This is a genomic window from Kineosporiaceae bacterium, from assembly GCA_016713225.1.
Lineage (GTDB): Bacteria > Actinomycetota > Actinomycetes > Actinomycetales > Kineosporiaceae > JADJPO01.
Map to the genome: position 1 here is coordinate 206442 of JADJPO010000004.1, position 16662 is coordinate 223103.

Sequence of the window (16662 nt, forward strand, 5' to 3'; positions counted from 1 at the left end):
GTCATCACTCGTTCGGCCCAGACCAGCTCAGCTCGCGAGCCAGGCCTTCACCTTGTCGGGGTTGTCCTCGACCCACTTCTTGCCGGCGTCCGCCGCGGACATCTTGTCCACGGTGATGTACTTCGCCACCAGGTTCTGGTCGTCGTTGGTCCACTGGAAGTTCTTGACCAGCTTGGCCGCGGGGCCATTGGCGTCCATGAACTTCTTGCTGGCGATCTTGTTCAGCTCGTACGGCGGGTAGTCACAGGCCACCTTGGCCACATCGGCGTCACAACCGTCGGTGTACTTGGGCAGGTTCACCTTGACCAGCGGCACCTCGGCCATGAACCACTGCGGTTCGTAGAAGTAGCCGAGCAGCGGCTTCTTCTGCTTCTCCGCCTGGCGGAACGCGGTGATCAGGGCCGTCTCGCTGCCCGCGTAGACCACCTTGTAGTTCAGCTTCAGGTTCTTGACCAGCGCCGCATCGATGGTGACGAACGACGGGTCACCGTCCAGCAGCTGACCCTGGCCGCCCGACTCGGAGGTCTTGAACAGGTCGGCGTACTTGTTCAGGTTGTTCCAGTCGGTGATGTCCGGGTGCTCCTTGGCCAGCCACGGCGGCACGTACCAGCCGATGACGCCCTTGTTGCCGGTCAGGCCGGCGTCGACGGCGGTCTTCTGCTCGTCGATGTACTTCTTGACCAGGTCCGGGTGGCCCCAGTTCTCCAGGACGACGTCGACCTCACCCGAGCCGAAGCCCTGCCAGGCGATCTCCTCCTTGAGGTCCTTCTTCACCACCTTGCACTTCAGGTCACGCTCGGCCACGTAGCCGACCACGGCGGCATTTGCCTCGTAGCCGACCCACGGGTTGATCGCGATGTTGAAGGTGCCACACTCGGCGCCGCCACCGCCCGACGCCGACGCGGCCCCGGAGGCCCCGCTCGTCTCGCCGACCTTGGCGCCGCCACAACCGCTGATCGTCAGCGCCACTGCGGCGCTGGCGACCAGAGCGATCGCACGGGCCGTCCTGAGTCCTCGCACTGTGTTCCGACCTCCTCGTTACGGGTGAATCCCTTGCGTCTGTCTCAGGACCTTCCTGGGACGATCACTCCCCCTGCACCCGGCCCACACTCACCGTCCGGGACGACCCACGCGACGTGAAGCCGCCTGGGTCACCCGGTCGAGCGTGATGCCGAGCAACACGATGGCCAGGCCGGCAGCCAGGCCCTTGCCGTACAGCTGGCCCTGGGAGAACCCTGCGACCACGTCGTAGCCGAGCGCTCCGCCACCGACCAGCCCGCCCATGACCACCATCGACAGCACGTAGATCAGCCCCTGGTTGGTCGCCAGGGTCAGCGCCGGTGCCGCCATCGGCAGCTGCACCTTGCGCACCACCTGAGAGGTGCTCGACCCTGCGGCCACCGCCGCCTCGACCGTGGTGGCCGACACGTGCCGAATGCCGTCCGCGGTGATCTTCACCGCGACCGGTGCCGCGAACACCAGGGCCGCGATGATCGCGCTGAACCGGCTCGGGTTGAACAGGGCGACCACCGGCACCAGGTAGACGAACGGCGGCAGCACCTGTGCGGCGTCCAGGATCGGACGGATCGCGGCGTCCGCCCGGCGGCTGCGGCCCATCCAGACCCCGACCACGATGCCGAACGCCACCACCAGCACGGTGGCGACCAGGGTCGAGGCCAGCGTGATCATGCTGTCCTCCCACAAGCCGGTGGCCATCACCAGCACCAGGCACAGCGCCGCCACGATCGCCGCACGGACGTTGCCGAGGATGAAGGCGATCGCGGTGATCGCGGCAGCGGTGACCCACCAGGGGCTGTCGGTGAGCAGACTCTGCAACGGGTCGATCAACCAGGTGGTGGTCACCTCCTGCAGCCCGCTGGTGAGGGTGGGGAACGTGTCCTGCACCCAGGTGGTCGCGTTGTCGGCCCCGCTGCTGATCAGGCGACCGAGGTTGAGCGGTGAGCCGCTCGCCGGCTTCGGGAAGATCGCCAGGTCGACGTAGACCCGGGACAGGTAGGCGACGACGATCGTCGCCACGGCCCCGGCCAGAACCATGGGACGGCGCAGCTGCGCCAGGCGCGCTGCGAGCCCGAACTGACGCTTCTGCGTCACGCCCTCGCTGCGCACCGCCATCGCGGTCGTCGTCCGGTCGAGCACGATGGCGAGGATCACCAGGGCGATGCCGGCGTTGAACGCGGTCCCGACATCGACACTCTGCAGCGCCTTGATCACGGTCTTGCCCAGCCCGGGCGCGTCGATCAGGGCCGCGATGGTGACCATCGACAGCGCTGCCATGATCGTCTGGTTGATGCCGAGCACGATGGTGCGGCGCGACATCGGCAGCAGCACATGGGTGAGGGTCTGCCAGGAGGTCGACCCCAGGGACTGCGAGGCCTCGACCGTGGCCTTGTTCACCGAACGGATGCCGTGCGCGGTCAGCCGGATCGCCGGCGGCGCCGCATAGATCACCGTGGTGATCACCGCCGAGGACAGTCCGATGCCGAAGAACAGCGTCAGCGGGGCCAGGTAGACGAACGACGGCATGGTCTGCATGAAGTCGAGGAACGGGGTGATCATCCGGTTGAAGCGATCATTGAACCCCGCGAGCACGCCGAGCGGAATGCCGATCAACAGCGAGACCAACACGGCGGCCAGGGTGACCGCCAGGGTGTCCATCGACTCGGTGAACAGGCCCTGCAGGCCGAGGATGACGAAGCCGACCGCAGTCAGCAGTGCCACCCGGATGTTGCCCAACCACCCGGCTATGAAGGTGAACACCGCGGTGACGCCGAGCCAGCCCAGGGTGGGGATGGTCTCGCCGTCCGCCGGGACCGCGATCAGGTGCCGCAACGCCGTCGACAGGGCGTCGATCACGACCCGGATCTCGTTGAAGACGTAGAGGAAGATCGGGGAGGAGTTGCGGTTGGCGTCCACCCAGTCGCGCAGATCGTTGATTCGCTCGTGGAACGGGGTCAGGTCGGCCTCGGCCAGCGCCAACGTGTTGGTGCCCCGCAGCACCAGCCACAGGACGATCCATACGACGAGCACGCCGAGGATCTGCACCAGGCGCCCCGGCCGCCGAGGACCGGGGGCCGGCAGGTCGGTGGGCTGGATCGGCGTCTGGGGCACCACCGGGGGCGCCACCGAACTGCTCACCGCGCGACCTTCACCGCAGAGTCCGAGGACGCCGAGGCGACCGTCTCGGTCGAGGAGATCACCCCGAAGATCTCCTCGTCGCCCACCATGCCGATCAGCTCGTCGTTCGCGTCGACGATGCGCGCCGGCTTGCGCGCCGCGAGCACCGCGCGCAGCGCCTCGTGCACCAGCACGTCCTGACCGAGCACCGGCCCGTCCATCGGGTCGTCCGGCCGCGGCTGGCGCATGATCCAGCGCAGCGTGAGCACGTGCGATCGGTTGACGTCCTGGACGAAGTCGCGCACGTACTCGTCCGCCGGTGCCCCGACGAGCTCGTCACCGGTGCCGACCTGGATCTGCGCGCCGTCCCGCATGATCATGATCCGGTCGCCCAGCTTGAGCGCCTCGGACAGGTCGTGGGTGATGAAGACCATGGTCTTGCCGACCTCTTTGTGCAGCCGGATGACCTCGTTCTGCATGTCCCGGCGGATCAGCGGGTCGAGCGCCGAGAACGGTTCGTCGAAGAACAGCACCTCGGGGTCGACGGCCAGTGCCCGGGCGAGTCCGACGCGCTGCTGCATGCCACCGGAGAGCTGGTCGGGGTAGGAGGACTCGTAACCGCTCAAACCCACCAGCTCGATCACCTCCATCGCCCGCTTGGTGCGCTCGGCCTTGCCGGCACCACGGATCTCGAGACCGTAAGCGACGTTCTCGACCACCTTGCGGTGCGGCAGCAGACCGAAGTGCTGGAAGACCATCGAGAACTTGGTGCGCCGCAGCTCACGCAATCGCTTGGCGTCCACCGCCAGGATGTCCTCGCCACCGAAGAGCATCGAGCCCGACGTCGGCTCGATCAGGCGGGTCAGGCAGCGCAGCAGGGTCGACTTACCCGAACCCGACAGACCCATGACCACGAACACCTCGCCCGGGGCGATGTCGAAGCCGACATCGCGCACCGCAGCCGTGCAGCCAGTGCGGTCGATCAGCTCGCGCCGGCTCAGGGCGGCCAGCTCCGGCGACTGCGGAACCTTCTCGGCGCCAGGGCCGAAGACCTTCCAGAGATCCCGCACACTGATCACCGGTTCGGAGCCGGTCGGCTGCACTTGCGTCATATCGGGACGACCTTCCTGGCGCCGAGGCGCCTGTCAGGTGGTTCTGGCCGACACGCTGTGTTGCGCATCACGCACCCGGGTGTTCAACGAGCAACAGAATCGACGGGGACTGTGACCAGCGTCAAGCGTTCGAGGTCAGATCAGCTCGTTTGGTAGCTGATTGTTAGCCAACCACACGTCGGGTTGGCTCCACCTCATGCCAACCCATCCGTTGTGAGATCTCTCGGGCTGCGGCCATCACTCGGGCGGCCACGTCAGGGGTGCGTTCGGCGGTGAGGCGGAACGTCGGCCCGGAGGCGCTGAGGGAGGCGATCACGGTTCCATCGGCCCCACGGATCGGGGCCGCGATCGCGGTCAGCCCTTCCTCCAGTTCGTCGACCGCCAACGCCCAGCCCCGGCGGCGGACCTCCTCGAGGTCGCGTTGCAGGGCGGGAATGTCCACCAGGGTTCGGGGGGTGAATCGGCGCAGGGAGCGCAGCGCCTCGGTGATCACCGGGGCACCGGCATAGGCCAACAGCACCTTCCCGTTGGACGTCGCGTGCAGCGGAATCCGCTGGCCGGCCCAGTTCTGCAACGCCAGGGCCGACGGCCCACTCACCTGGTCGAGGTACAGCGCCTCGGTACCCGACAGCACCGCCACGTTCACGGTCTCCCCCACGGCCCGGGCCAATCCGGCGGTCACCGGCCGACTCTCCTGGATCAGGTCCAGGCGTACGGTCGTGGCCCCTGCCAGCCGCAACACCCCGACGCCGAGCCGGAACTTGCCCCGGTCCGAGACCTGCTCGACCAGGTCGTGGGCCTCGAGCGTGGCCACCAGCCGGAAGGCCGTCGACTTGTGCACGCCCAGATCGGCGGCGATCTCGGTGACGCCCAGTTCGCCGTCGCGGGCGAGCACCCGCAGGATGGTCAGCGCCCGGTCGACGGACTGCACCAGCCCTGAACCGGCGTCCGCCGCCTGCGCGCTGTTGCTCATGACGCACCAGTATGCGCGATGCGATCGCTGCTGAGGAGATCTTCCCGCCAAGGGGCGCGAGCTGGGCCGACCGAGTGACGCGCCCTGGACAGCGCCGGCCAGCTCGACCCCTGGGTTCGCGGGGGGGGGGGGGGGCGCCCCGCGCCGGGGAGCCCGCCCCGCCTGAAGGAGCCTGCGTCTCATCTTTCCGATCCGGGGGCTCTGCCCGGGGGCTCGAGGTGCCGAAGAGGAGAAACATGGTGGTGGATGCTTCGAGGGGCGGTTCGGCGTCCCCGCGCGGGCCCACCTCTGGCTCGAACCACACCCGGCGCCGGTGGAGTCGGGTGGTCGTGGGTGGCGCGTTGCTGTTCGTCGGCTTCGCGGCGCTGTTCTCCTCCCAGGTTCAGGGGGCGTTCACGGCCCAGACCTCCAACGGCGGGACGGCGCTCAGCGCCGCCCAACTCGACCCCTGGATCCCCACCAGCGTCACCACCACCCGGACGACGCCCACCACCTGCCAGGTCACCTGGACCCCCGCCGTCGGCCTGCGCTCCGGGGCCACCTACGACATCACCGATGGCGTCACCACCTACGCCACCGGCGTCAGTGGCACCACGACCACCATCACCGTGCCCACCACCCAACTCACCCCCCAGGTCCGCATCCGCTACGGCACCTGGACCTCCACCGCCACCACCACCGCCACCACCCCCTGCACCGGCGTCCCCGACGCCCCCGCCGTCACGGCCATCCCCAGCGACCAACAAACCACCATCACCTGGCCCCAACCCGACGACCAGGGCTCGGTCATCACCCACTACACCGCCACCACCAGCCCGGCGTCCCAGACCTGCACCATCACCGTCCCCGCCACCCGCACCTGCACCTTCACCGGCCTGACCAACGGAGTGACCTACACCGTCTCGGTGACGGCCACCAACGCCAACGGCACCAGCACCCCCGGCACCACCACGACCATCCCCTACCCCGCCGGGATCATGACCACGGCAGGGCTGGGGGTGTGGCTCGATGCCGCCGACATCACCACCCGGTACAGCGACAGCGGCTGCACCACGACCGCCGGCACCGGTCTCGGCTCGGCCGTGCAGTGCTGGAAGGACAAGTCGGGTCATGCCCGACACGCCGCCGGCCCCGTCGCCGCGGCCATCGGGCCGGCGCTGAATGCCCTGCCCACCTTGGCCTTCAACGGCTCGTCCCAGCTCGGGGTCCCGTCGCCGGCCTCGACGGACATGACGATCTTCGCCATCACCCGCACCACTCAGTCCCGGGCCCTGGCGACCGACCACTGGTGGGTCGGGGCTCCTCTGCTCGACGGCGAGGTCACCGGCATCGGCTACGACTACGGTCTGTCACTCACCGCCGGAGCACCTGCCTTCGGGACCGGGAGCCCGTCCGACACCACGGCCCACGGCCCGGTCACCGTCAACAACGGCTCCGGCCACCTCGCCGTCGGGCGCCGCAGCGGCACCAGCCTCGAGGCCTCGGCGGACGGCGCCGCCCGCGGCACCGCCACCGCGGCCGGTAGCCCGGCTCTGACCAACACCGTCACCGCCTACCTCGGAAAGAACGCCGACGCGGCCACCTACGTCGGTGACCTCGGCGAAGTCATCGTCGCCACCACTGCCCTGTCGCGCACCGACGAGAGAACCCTCACCGAGTACCTCGCCCGCAAGTGGGGGATCACCATCACGCCCGGCGCACCGGTCGGGCCGACCGCCACCGCGGGCGGCGGGCAGGTGGCCCTGAGCTGGTCGGCGCCCACCTGGGACGGCGGGTCAGCCATCACCTCCTACACCGTCACCGCGAGCCCCGGCGGCGCGTCCTGCACCACCGCCACCACCAGCTGCACCGTCACCGGACTGAGCGGAGGGACCACCTACACCTTCAGCGTCACCGCCACCAACGCGGTCGGCACCGGCCCCGCCTCGACCACCACGGGCACACCCACCACCACGGTGCCCAGTGCACCCACCGGGGTCACGGCCACCGCCAGCACCACGGTCAGCGGCCAGGCCACCGTCGCCTGGACCGCTCCCACCTCCACCGGCGGCGCCGCCATCACCTCCTACACCGCCACCGCCACCGCCGCCGGCCAGACCACCCGCACCTGCACCGCGGCGTCCAGCCCCTGCACCCTGAGCAGCCTGGTCGACGGAGTCGCCTACTCGGTATCCGTCACGGCCACCAACAGCGCCGGGACCGGCCCGGCGTCCACCGCCACCACCGTGACCACCTACCCCGCCACGATCATGTCCGGGACGAACCTGAAACTCTGGCTGGACGGCGCCGACCCCGCCACGCTGTACGCCTCCTCGGCCTGCACCGGCGCCCAGGCCACCACCACCGTCGGCTGCTGGACGGACAAGTCCGCCTCGGCCAACCACGCCAGCCAGGCCACCGGTACCTACCAACCCGTCCTGAGCACCGTCGCCGGACACCCCGTGCCCAGCTTCGACGGCAGCAACGACTACCTGTCGGCCAATCCGAGCCTGCTGCCCACCGGCACCACCACCGGCACCGTCATCATGTCGGCAGCCGTCAACCCCAGCGTCGCCATGAACGGCATCTCCGCCCTCTCCTACGGCGGCACCACCGCCGCCAGCCAACGCCGCGTCACGAGCTGGTCGGCCACCGGCGCCGACGTCAACGGCAGCCCCATGGCCTTCTCCACCGCCTGGCCCGGCGCCCAGGCCCAAGGGGTCGCCGCCGCCGAGTTCGCCTCCGGCACCTCGGTCACCATCTGGGCCCAGGGCGGCACCGGCGTCACCACCAGCGGAGCCTTCACCACCGGCACCGATCACTTCTGGATCGGCACCGGAGGCGACACCACCCCCGCCGGCCGCTGGTGGGGCACCACCCCCGAGATCATCGCCTTCACCGGCACCCTCACCACCGCCGAGCGCCGCACCCTCGAGGACTACCTCGCCCACAAATGGGCCAGCATCATCACCCCCGCCGCACCCGGCACCCCCACCGCCACCGCCGGCAACGGCACCGCCGCCATGAGCTGGACCACCCCCACCTGGGACGGCGGAGCAACCGTCACCGGCTACACCGCCGCCGCCTCCCCCGGCGGTCAAACCTGCACCGCCACACCACCAGCCACCACCTGCACCATCACCGGCCTGACCAACGGCACCACGTACACCGTCTCGGTCACCGCCACCAACTCCATCGGTACCGGCCCGGCCGCCACAACCACCGTCACCCCCGCCACGACACCCGGCGCGCCCACCGCGGTCACCGCCACGCCCAGTACCTCCGTCAACGGTCAGGCGTCGGTGACCTGGACCGCACCGGCCTCCAATGGCGGCAGCGCGATCACCGGCTACACGGCCACAGCCACCGCGAGCGGTCAATCCACGGTCACGTGCACCGCGGCGTCCAGCCCCTGCACCCTGACCGGCCTGATCGACGGCATCACCTACTCGGTCACCGTCACGGCCACGAACGCCCTCGGCACCGGAACCGCCTCCACCGCAACGTCAGTGACCACCTACCCCGCCGCGATCATGACGTCGACGACCATGAAACTCTGGTACGACGCCGCCGACGCCACCACGGTTTTGACCACCAACTGCTCCGGCGCCCAGGCGACCACCACGGTGGCCTGCTGGAAGGACAAGTCCGGCGCGGCCAACAACGCCTCCGTGGTGTCGACCAGCTATGCGGCCGTGGGCACGAGCATCAACGGCCATCCCACGGTGGCCTTCAGCGGCACCAGCCAATTGAGCGCGCCGCGACCGTTCGCCGGGGACATGACCTGGTACGCCGTGGTGCGGCCCACGGCAACGGTCGGCACCACATCGAGCCAGTGGTACGCGGGAAGCCCGATCTTCGACCTGTCGGGCGCCAGCGTGCAGAACGACTACGGCATCTCGATCACGGGTGGCCTCCCGGCAATGGGCACCGGCAACCCCGACACCACAGCCCATGGCCCGACCGCCATCCCCAACAACACCAACCATCTGATGTCCACCCGCCGGTCGGGCGGCGGTCTGCAGGCCTCGGTGGACGACGCGGCTCGGGGCACGGCCACTTCGACCAACACGGGTTCATTGACCGCCTCGGCAACCGCCTATATCGGCAAGAACACCAACAACATCACATACACCGGGTCGATCGGTGAGCTGGTCGGCTTCAACACCGCCCAGACCACCACGGACCAGCGCACCATCGCCGAGTACCTGGCCCGCAAGTGGGCGCTCACCATCACGCCGTCGGCCCCGACGTCCCCGGCCGCCACCGGCGGCAGCACCCAGGCCACCGTGTCGTGGACGACGCCGTCCTGGAACGGCGGGTCGGCGATCACCGGGTACACGGTGACGTCGAGCCCGGGCGCCAAGACCTGCACCACCGCCGGAACCACCAGCTGCACCGTCACCGGCCTGACCAACGGCACCAGCTACACCTTCACCGTCACCGCGACCAACACCATCGGCACCGGCACCGCGTCGGCAGCGTCCAACGCCGTGACGCCGAACTGATCCGCCCGGTTCATGGCATCTCGGCCCGTGATGCGCGGTTCGCGGGGCTCAGGTCGGAGCCCTGGGGTGTCGACAGGAACAAGGTGGTGGGTGCCCGAGGCGATTCGGCGTCCCCGCGCCGGGCTCGGGGCACCGACACGCGGCCGCGGCGGAGGCTGGTCGCGTGGGGCGCCGGTCTGGCCTTCCTGGGATTGGTGGCCCTGTTCTCGTCGCCGACCCAGGGTGCGTTCACGGCGCAGACCTCCAACGGTGGGACGACGCTGAGCAGCGCCCAACTCGACCCCTGGGTCCCCACCAGCGTCACCACCACCCGCACCGCACCCACCACCTGCCAGGTCACCTGGACCCCCGCCGCCGGCCTGCGCGCCGGCGCCACCTACGACATCACCGACGGCGTCACCACCCTGGCCACCGGCGTCAGCGGCACCAGCACCAGCGTGACGGTGCCCACCACCCAACTCACCCCCCAGGTCCGCATCCGCCACGGCACCTGGACCTCCACCGCCACCACCACCGCCACCACCCCCTGCCCCGGCGTCCCCGACCCACCCGTGGTCACCGCCACCGCCGAGGACACCCAAGCCACCGCCACCTGGACCCAACCCGACGACCAGGGCACCGCCATCACCACCTACACCGCCACCACCACCCCGGCGTCCCAGACCTGCACCATCACCGTCCCCGCCACCCGGACCTGCACCTTCACCGGCCTGACCAACGGGGTGACCTACACGATCTCGGTGACGGCCACCAACACCAACGGCACCAGCACCCCCGGCACAATCACGACCATCCCCTACCCCGCCGCGGTCATGTCCGCCTCGGCCCTGAAACTCTGGGTCGACGCCGCCTCCCCCACCGCACTGTTCACCGACAGCTCGTGCAGCACCCCTGCCGCCCCCGGCGACCGGGTGGCCTGCTGGAACGACCAATCACCCGCCGGGAACGACCTCACCGAGACCACCGTCCCCAACCAACCCACCGCCACCACCAGCAGCGACCGCCTGCTCCCCGTCTTCGACGGCGGCGACGACCTGCTCCACAACGCCGCCACCGGCCTACCCACCGGCACCGCCGCCTCCACCGCCTTCGTGGTCGCCGCCTCCAGCGAGACCACCCCCGCCACCTCACCCTCGACCAGCGCCCTGTTCTGGGGCAGCGGCATCACCGGCGGACGCCGCTACATCACCTACGCCGCCGGCACCGGCGCCATCAGCGTCGACGCCGGCTCCACCCCCACCCTCACCGACGGCACCTGGACCACCAACACCACCCACATCGTCGACACCCAGTTCGCCTCCGGCACCTACGACCTGATCCGCGACGGCCGCCCCGCGATCAGCCAGACCTACCCCTACAGCACCACCGGAGCCGGCTACGTCCGCGTCGGACCCAACTGGAAAGGACCCATCAAAGAAGTCATCGTCCTCAACACCACCCCGACCCCCACCCAACGCCGCCACATCGACGCATACCTCGCCCGCAAATGGGCCACCCCCCTCACCCCCGACGCACCCACCGGCCTCACTGCCACCCCCGGCAACACCCAAACCAGCGTCTCCTGGACACCACCCACCTGGGACGGCGGCGCCGCCATCACCTCCTACACCACCACCGCCAGCCCCGGCGGCGCCACCTGCACCACCGCCACCACCACCTGCACCCTCACCGGACTCACCAACGGCACCACCTACACCCTCACCGTCACCGCCACCAACACCACCGGCACCGGACCCGGGGCGAGCGTGAGTGCCACTCCGATGGCTCATCTGCTGGCCTCGGCGGGGCTGGACGACGCCGGCCAGCTCGGCCTGGGCCTGAACACCCCGTTGTCGCCGCAACAGATCGGCACCGCCACCACCTGGTCCTCCCTCGCCGTCGGGAAGACGTCGACCTGCGGCCTGCGCAGCGACCACTCCCTGTGGTGCTGGGGCACGAACGACTCGGGCCAACTCGGGCAAGGCGACTACGCCACGCATGCCGTACCGGTGCAGATCGGATCTGCGACCACCTGGAACGCGGTGACGGTCGGCAACACCCATGCCTGCGCCACCCGCACCGACAACACGTTGTGGTGTTGGGGCTCCAACAGCACCGGACAACTCGGCATCGGCAGCACCACGATGCAGAACGCCCCCACCCAGGTCACCGGCACGGTGTGGGCCACCGTCGATGCCGGTGACTCCTTCACCTGCGCCACCCGCACCGACGGCACCCTGTACTGCTGGGGCCTCAACTCCTCCGGGCAACTCGGTAACGGCAACACCACCCAACAGACCAGCCCCGCCCTGGTCAGCGGTGGTGCCACCACCTGGAGCAGCGTGTCGGCGGGCGGCACGCACACCTGCGCCACCCGCACCACCCACACGGTGTGGTGCTGGGGCTACAACAGCTTCGGCCAACTCGGCAACGGCACCTCCGCGTACACCGCCCAGACCACGCCGCTGCAGGTCGGTGCCGCCACCACCTGGGCGAACGTGTCCGCCGGGGGTGTGTTCACCTGCGCCACCCAAACCACCGGCACCCTGTGGTGCTGGGGCTACGGCGGCGACGGCGCCACCGGTCAAGGCAACACCACCAGCCCGACCAGCCCCAGCCAGGTCACCGGCGCCGTCACGACCTGGAACAGCATCACCACCGGGGACGACCATGCCTGCGCCACCCGTACCGACAGCACCGCCTGGTGCTGGGGCTACAACAGCTCGGGCCAACTCGGCGACGCCACCACCACCCGTCGCACCAGCCCCACCCAACTCAGCTCCACCTGGACCACCCTGGCCGCCGGCTACGACGCCAGTTGCGGACTGCGCGCCACGGGCGCCCTGTGGTGCTGGGGCAGCAACGACTATGGCGAGCTCGGCCTGGACCCCGAGACCCGGGCACGCCAGATCGGTGCCACGAGTACCTGGACCACCCTCGGCGGCGGAGCCGACCATGGCTGCGGTATCACCGGTGGCACGCTGTGGTGCTGGGGCAACAATGCCACCGGCGACCTGGGGGACGGCAGCACGATCAACCGCCCGAGCCCGACCCAGATCGGCGCCGCCACCACGTGGACCGGCGTCGCCCACGGCTCCAACCACGGCTGCGGCGTCCGCAGCGACCACACCCTGTACTGCTGGGGTGACAACGGCTTCGGTCAGCAGGGCAGCGGGGACTACACCGACCACCCCGCCCCCACCGCGGTCACCGGCACCACCTGGGCCAGCGTCTCCGCCGGAACCGAGATCACCTGCGCCATCCGCGCCGATGCCAGCCTGTGGTGCTGGGGCCACGCCTATATCGGCCAAGGCGACCTCAACAATCAGCTGAGCCCCGTCCAGGTCTCCCCCGGAGCCAGCTGGGCGAACGTCTCGGTCGGGGGCAACGTCACCTGCGCCGTCCGCACCGACGGCACCCTGTGGTGCTGGGGGGTGAACACCTCCGGTCAGGTCGGCATCGGTAACACCAGCTCACCCCAGAACAGCCCGGTCCAGGTCAGCGTCGGCGTCACCACCTGGAGCCGGGTCGCCGCCGGGGGCAACTCCGCGTGCGCCACCCGTACCGACGGCACCCTGTGGTGCTGGGGCCTGAACAGCCATGGCCAGCTCGGCGACGGCACCACCACGCAACGCACCAGCCCGGTGCAGGTCAGCGGCGGCGTCACGACCTGGAACACCGTCAGCGTCGGCAGCTCTCACGCCTGTGCCACCCGTACCGACGACACCACCTGGTGCTGGGGCTCCAACGGCTTCGGCCAACTCGGCCTCGGGGACCTCACCAACCGCACCACCCCCACCCAGGTCCCCGGCATCCTCAGCCAGGGCGTTCTCGCCGCCGCCAACTGGACGCTCTTCCACGCCGTCGCCCTCGCCCCCGACCGACCCACCACCGTCACCCCGACACCCGGCAACAGCTCCGCCACCGTCTCGTGGGCGGCCCCCGCCCTCGTCGGCAGCGCGGCCATCACCTCCTACACCGCGACTGCCTCGCCCGGCGGCGGCACCTGCACCACGGCGTCCACCGGTTGCACCATCACCGGCCTGACCAGCGGCACCAGCTACACGGTCACGGTCACCGCCACCAACAGTGTCGGCACCGGCCCCGCGTCAGCGGCGTCCGCATCGTTCACCCCGACCACCGTCCCCGGCGCGCCAACCGGCGTCACCGCAACAGCCAGCACCACGACCTCGGGGCAGGCGTCCGTGGCCTGGACCGCACCCGCCTCCAACGGCGGCAGCGCCATCACCTCCTACACGGCCACCGCCACCGCGAGCGGCCAGACCACCCGCACCTGCACCGCGGCGTCCAGCCCCTGCACCCTCACCGGCCTGGTCGACGGCATCACCTACTCGGTCACCGTGACCGCCACCAACGCGATGGGCACCGGAGCGGCGTCGAGCTCGGCCACCGTCGTCCCCTACCCGGCGACGATCATGTCCGGGGCGAACTTCACACTCTGGCTGGACGGCGCCGACCCAGCGACGCAGTACGCCGACTCCACGTGTACCGGCGCAGCGGCCACCACGACCGTCGGCTGCTGGAGCGACAAGTCCGGCAACACCAACCACGCCACCCAGCCCACCGCCGGAAACCGGCCGGGGCTGACGACCATCGCAGGACGCTCGGTGGTCAACCTCAACGGCAGCAGCAGCTACCTCAGCCTCACCGTGGGCAAACTTCCCACCGCGCGCACCACGAGCACCCTGTTCGTGCTCGCCGCCACCACCGATGCCACCTATGCCGCAGGGGACGTGGTCTGGTGGGGCACCGACGGCACCGGAACCAAACGCACCCTGTTCAAGGGCGGCACGACGGTGACCTACGACAACGGCGGCGGCGGTGTCACCCAGCCGGGCATCAACTGGATCGCCGGAACGCTGACCGAGGTCGCCGTCGAGGCCGCCACGGCCGCCAACCGCTCGGCCGCCAACGGCGCGGACTACGGCTCGGCCACCAGCTACGACTTCGTGACCACCACGACCGCCGCCGAGATCGGCCGCGCCAGCTGGGGCGGCGGCTACTGGCAAGGACCCGTCCCCGAGATCATCGTCTTCTCCCGCACCCTCACCACCGGCGAACGCCGCCAGATCGACGAGTACCTGGGCCGCAAGTGGGCCACCACACTCACCCCGGCCGCACCCGGCACCCCCGTCGCCACGGGCGGCAACACCCAGGCCACCGTGTCCTGGACGGCGCCGTCCTGGAACGGCGGGTCGGCGATCACCGGCTACACGGTCAGGTCGAGCCCGGGGTCCAAGACCTGCACCACGGTCGGTGCCACCAGTTGCACGGTCACCGGCCTGACCAACGGCACCAGTTACACCTTCACCGTCACCGCAACCAACGCCGTCGGCATCGGCACGGTCTCGGCGGGGTCCAATGCCGTGACGCCGTACTGATCCTCGGACCGGCGGACGCTCTGATGGAAAGCCGGCTCAGTCGCCCAACTCGGCCCGCCGCACCGTCACGTAGGCCTCCAGCTCCTCGCGCACCGCATCGTCCATCGGGGGCTGCTCGTAGGCGTCGAGCTTGGCGTGCCAGACATCGGAGGCGCGGGCCGCAGCGTCCTTGGCACCGTTACGCATCCAGCGGTCATAGTTGTCCGAGCTGGACAGGAACGGCCGGTAGAAGCAGGTGCGGAACCGCTCCATCGTGTGCTCGGCGCCGAGGAAGTGCCCGCCGTGGCCGACCTCCGCGTGAGCACCGAAGGCCAGGGTCTCCTGCGAGAACTCGATCGGCGTGAAGGTGTGCTGCAACATCTCGTGGATCTGCATGTCGATGACGAACTTCTCGTAACAGGCCACCAGCCCACCGTCGAGCCAGCCGGCGGTGTGCATCACCCAGTTGATGCCCGCCAGGAACGTCGGCCACATCGTCATCAACGCCTCGTAGGCGGCCTGGGCGTCGGGCACCTGGGACGACGTGAAGCCGCCGCCCGAACGCACCGGCAGCCCGAAGTGGCGGGCGATCTGACCCGTGCAGAGCAGCCCCATCGCCGACTCGGGAGTGCCGAACTGCGGTGAGCCGGACTGCATGTCGATGTTCGACAGGAACGACCCGAAGATCACCGGGCTGCCCGGCCGGATCAGCTGCGACAGGGTGATGCCGGTGAGGGCCTCGGCGATCTGCTGGGCCAGCGTGGCGGGGATCGAGACCGGCGACATCGCGCCCATGAGCAGGAACGGCGTGATCACCACCGGCTGGTTGGCCGCGCTGTACTCGAACTGCGAGTCGAGCATGCGGTCGTCCCAGCGCAAGGGCGAATTGCAGTTGATCAGAGAGATGGTCGCCGGGGTCTTCTCGATCGAGGCCCGGCCGGCCTCACGGCCCTTGCCGCCACCGAACAGGATCTCGGTCATGGCCAGGGTGTCCCGGGCATTGACCCCGCTGACCACGTTGCCCATGTAGATCTTGTCCGTCAGGGTCTGCAGCGCGTAGATCATGTCCAGGTGACGACTGTCGAGCGGGGCATCGTTGGGCTCGCAGATCACCCCACCGGCGGAATCCAGGCCCGAGAACGACTGGGCCAGACGGGTGAAGTTGCGGAAGTCGTCCATCGTGGCGTCCCGGCGCACGTCGCCCTCGCGGACGAAGGGCGGGCCGTACACACCCCCGAAGACCATGGCATCGCCGCCGATGTGCACCGAATTGGCGGGGTTTCGGGCCTGGACGTCGAACTCGTGCGGCGCCTTGGCGACCTGCTCGAGGATGAAGTCGGGGTCGAACTTCACGTTCTGGTCCTCGACCGTCTGCCCGGCGGCTCGGAACAGGTCGAGGGCGCGGTCGGAGCAGAACTCCACGCCGATCTCGGACACCAGCCGGCGCCACCCGGAGTCCAGCACCGCCAGCGACTCCTGCGAGAGGATCTCGTAGCGCGGCATGGTGTTTCGGAACATCGGGGCTCCTTCGACTCGATGGAGTAGGGGCGCTTGTGCGGTCGTGCTTGACCTCGGACGAGGGCCGATCCTACGCT

The 16662-nt window shown here is 69.8% G+C and carries 7 protein-coding genes; 2 read left to right on the forward strand and 5 right to left on the reverse strand.

Annotation, left to right across the window (positions count from 1 at the left end; translation table 11 throughout):
* Positions 1-27 precede the first annotated feature (27 nt).
* From IPK24_17485 to IPK24_17500, 4 genes are all read right to left on the reverse strand, one after another.
* Positions 28-1020, reverse strand: coding sequence for an ABC transporter substrate-binding protein (locus tag IPK24_17485; protein MBK8077308.1), 993 nt, complete (start codon positions 1018-1020; stop codon positions 28-30).
* A 90-nt stretch (positions 1021-1110) separates the two neighbouring features.
* A complete protein-coding gene (locus IPK24_17490) occupies positions 1111-3156 on the reverse strand; it encodes an ABC transporter permease subunit (GenBank protein MBK8077309.1) in 2046 nt (681 codons plus the stop codon).
* Positions 3153-4247: a glycine betaine/L-proline ABC transporter ATP-binding protein gene (locus tag IPK24_17495; protein ID MBK8077310.1), complete on the reverse strand. Its 1095-nt coding sequence runs from the start codon at positions 4245-4247 to the stop codon at positions 3153-3155. Before IPK24_17495 ends, IPK24_17490 begins: the two co-directional genes overlap by 4 nt.
* A 163-nt stretch (positions 4248-4410) precedes the next feature.
* Entirely contained in the window at positions 4411-5220 is an 810-nt protein-coding gene (locus tag IPK24_17500; GenBank protein ID MBK8077311.1) for an IclR family transcriptional regulator, read from the reverse strand.
* A gap of 329 nt (positions 5221-5549) precedes the next feature.
* Between IPK24_17500 and IPK24_17505 the strand changes: the two genes are divergently transcribed.
* Both IPK24_17505 and IPK24_17510 read left to right on the forward strand, forming a co-directional pair.
* Positions 5550-9707, forward strand: coding sequence for a fibronectin type III domain-containing protein (locus IPK24_17505; GenBank protein ID MBK8077312.1), 4158 nt, complete (start codon positions 5550-5552; stop codon positions 9705-9707).
* Positions 9708-9793: 86 nt separating this feature from the next.
* Positions 9794-15088 carry a fibronectin type III domain-containing protein gene (locus tag IPK24_17510; protein MBK8077313.1) on the forward strand — a complete coding sequence of 1765 codons (5295 nt, stop codon included), beginning with the start codon at positions 9794-9796 and terminating at the stop codon, positions 15086-15088.
* A 36-nt stretch (positions 15089-15124) separates the two neighbouring features.
* Here the strand turns inward: IPK24_17510 and IPK24_17515 are convergent, their stop codons facing one another.
* A complete protein-coding gene (locus IPK24_17515; protein MBK8077314.1) occupies positions 15125-16585 on the reverse strand; it encodes a trimethylamine methyltransferase family protein in 1461 nt (486 codons plus the stop codon).
* Positions 16586-16662: the final 77 nt, after the last annotated feature.

What these genes read in the sequence shown, in the direction of transcription:
- IPK24_17495 (MBK8077310.1), bottom strand. Translation starts at nt 4,247, where the DNA reads ATGACGCAAGTGCAGCCGACCGGCTCCGAACCGGTGATCAGTGTGCGG.
- IPK24_17500 (MBK8077311.1), bottom strand. Translation starts at nt 5,220, where the DNA reads ATGAGCAACAGCGCGCAGGCGGCGGACGCCGGTTCAGGGCTGGTGCAG.
- IPK24_17515 (MBK8077314.1), bottom strand. Translation starts at nt 16,585, where the DNA reads ATGTTCCGAAACACCATGCCGCGCTACGAGATCCTCTCGCAGGAGTCG.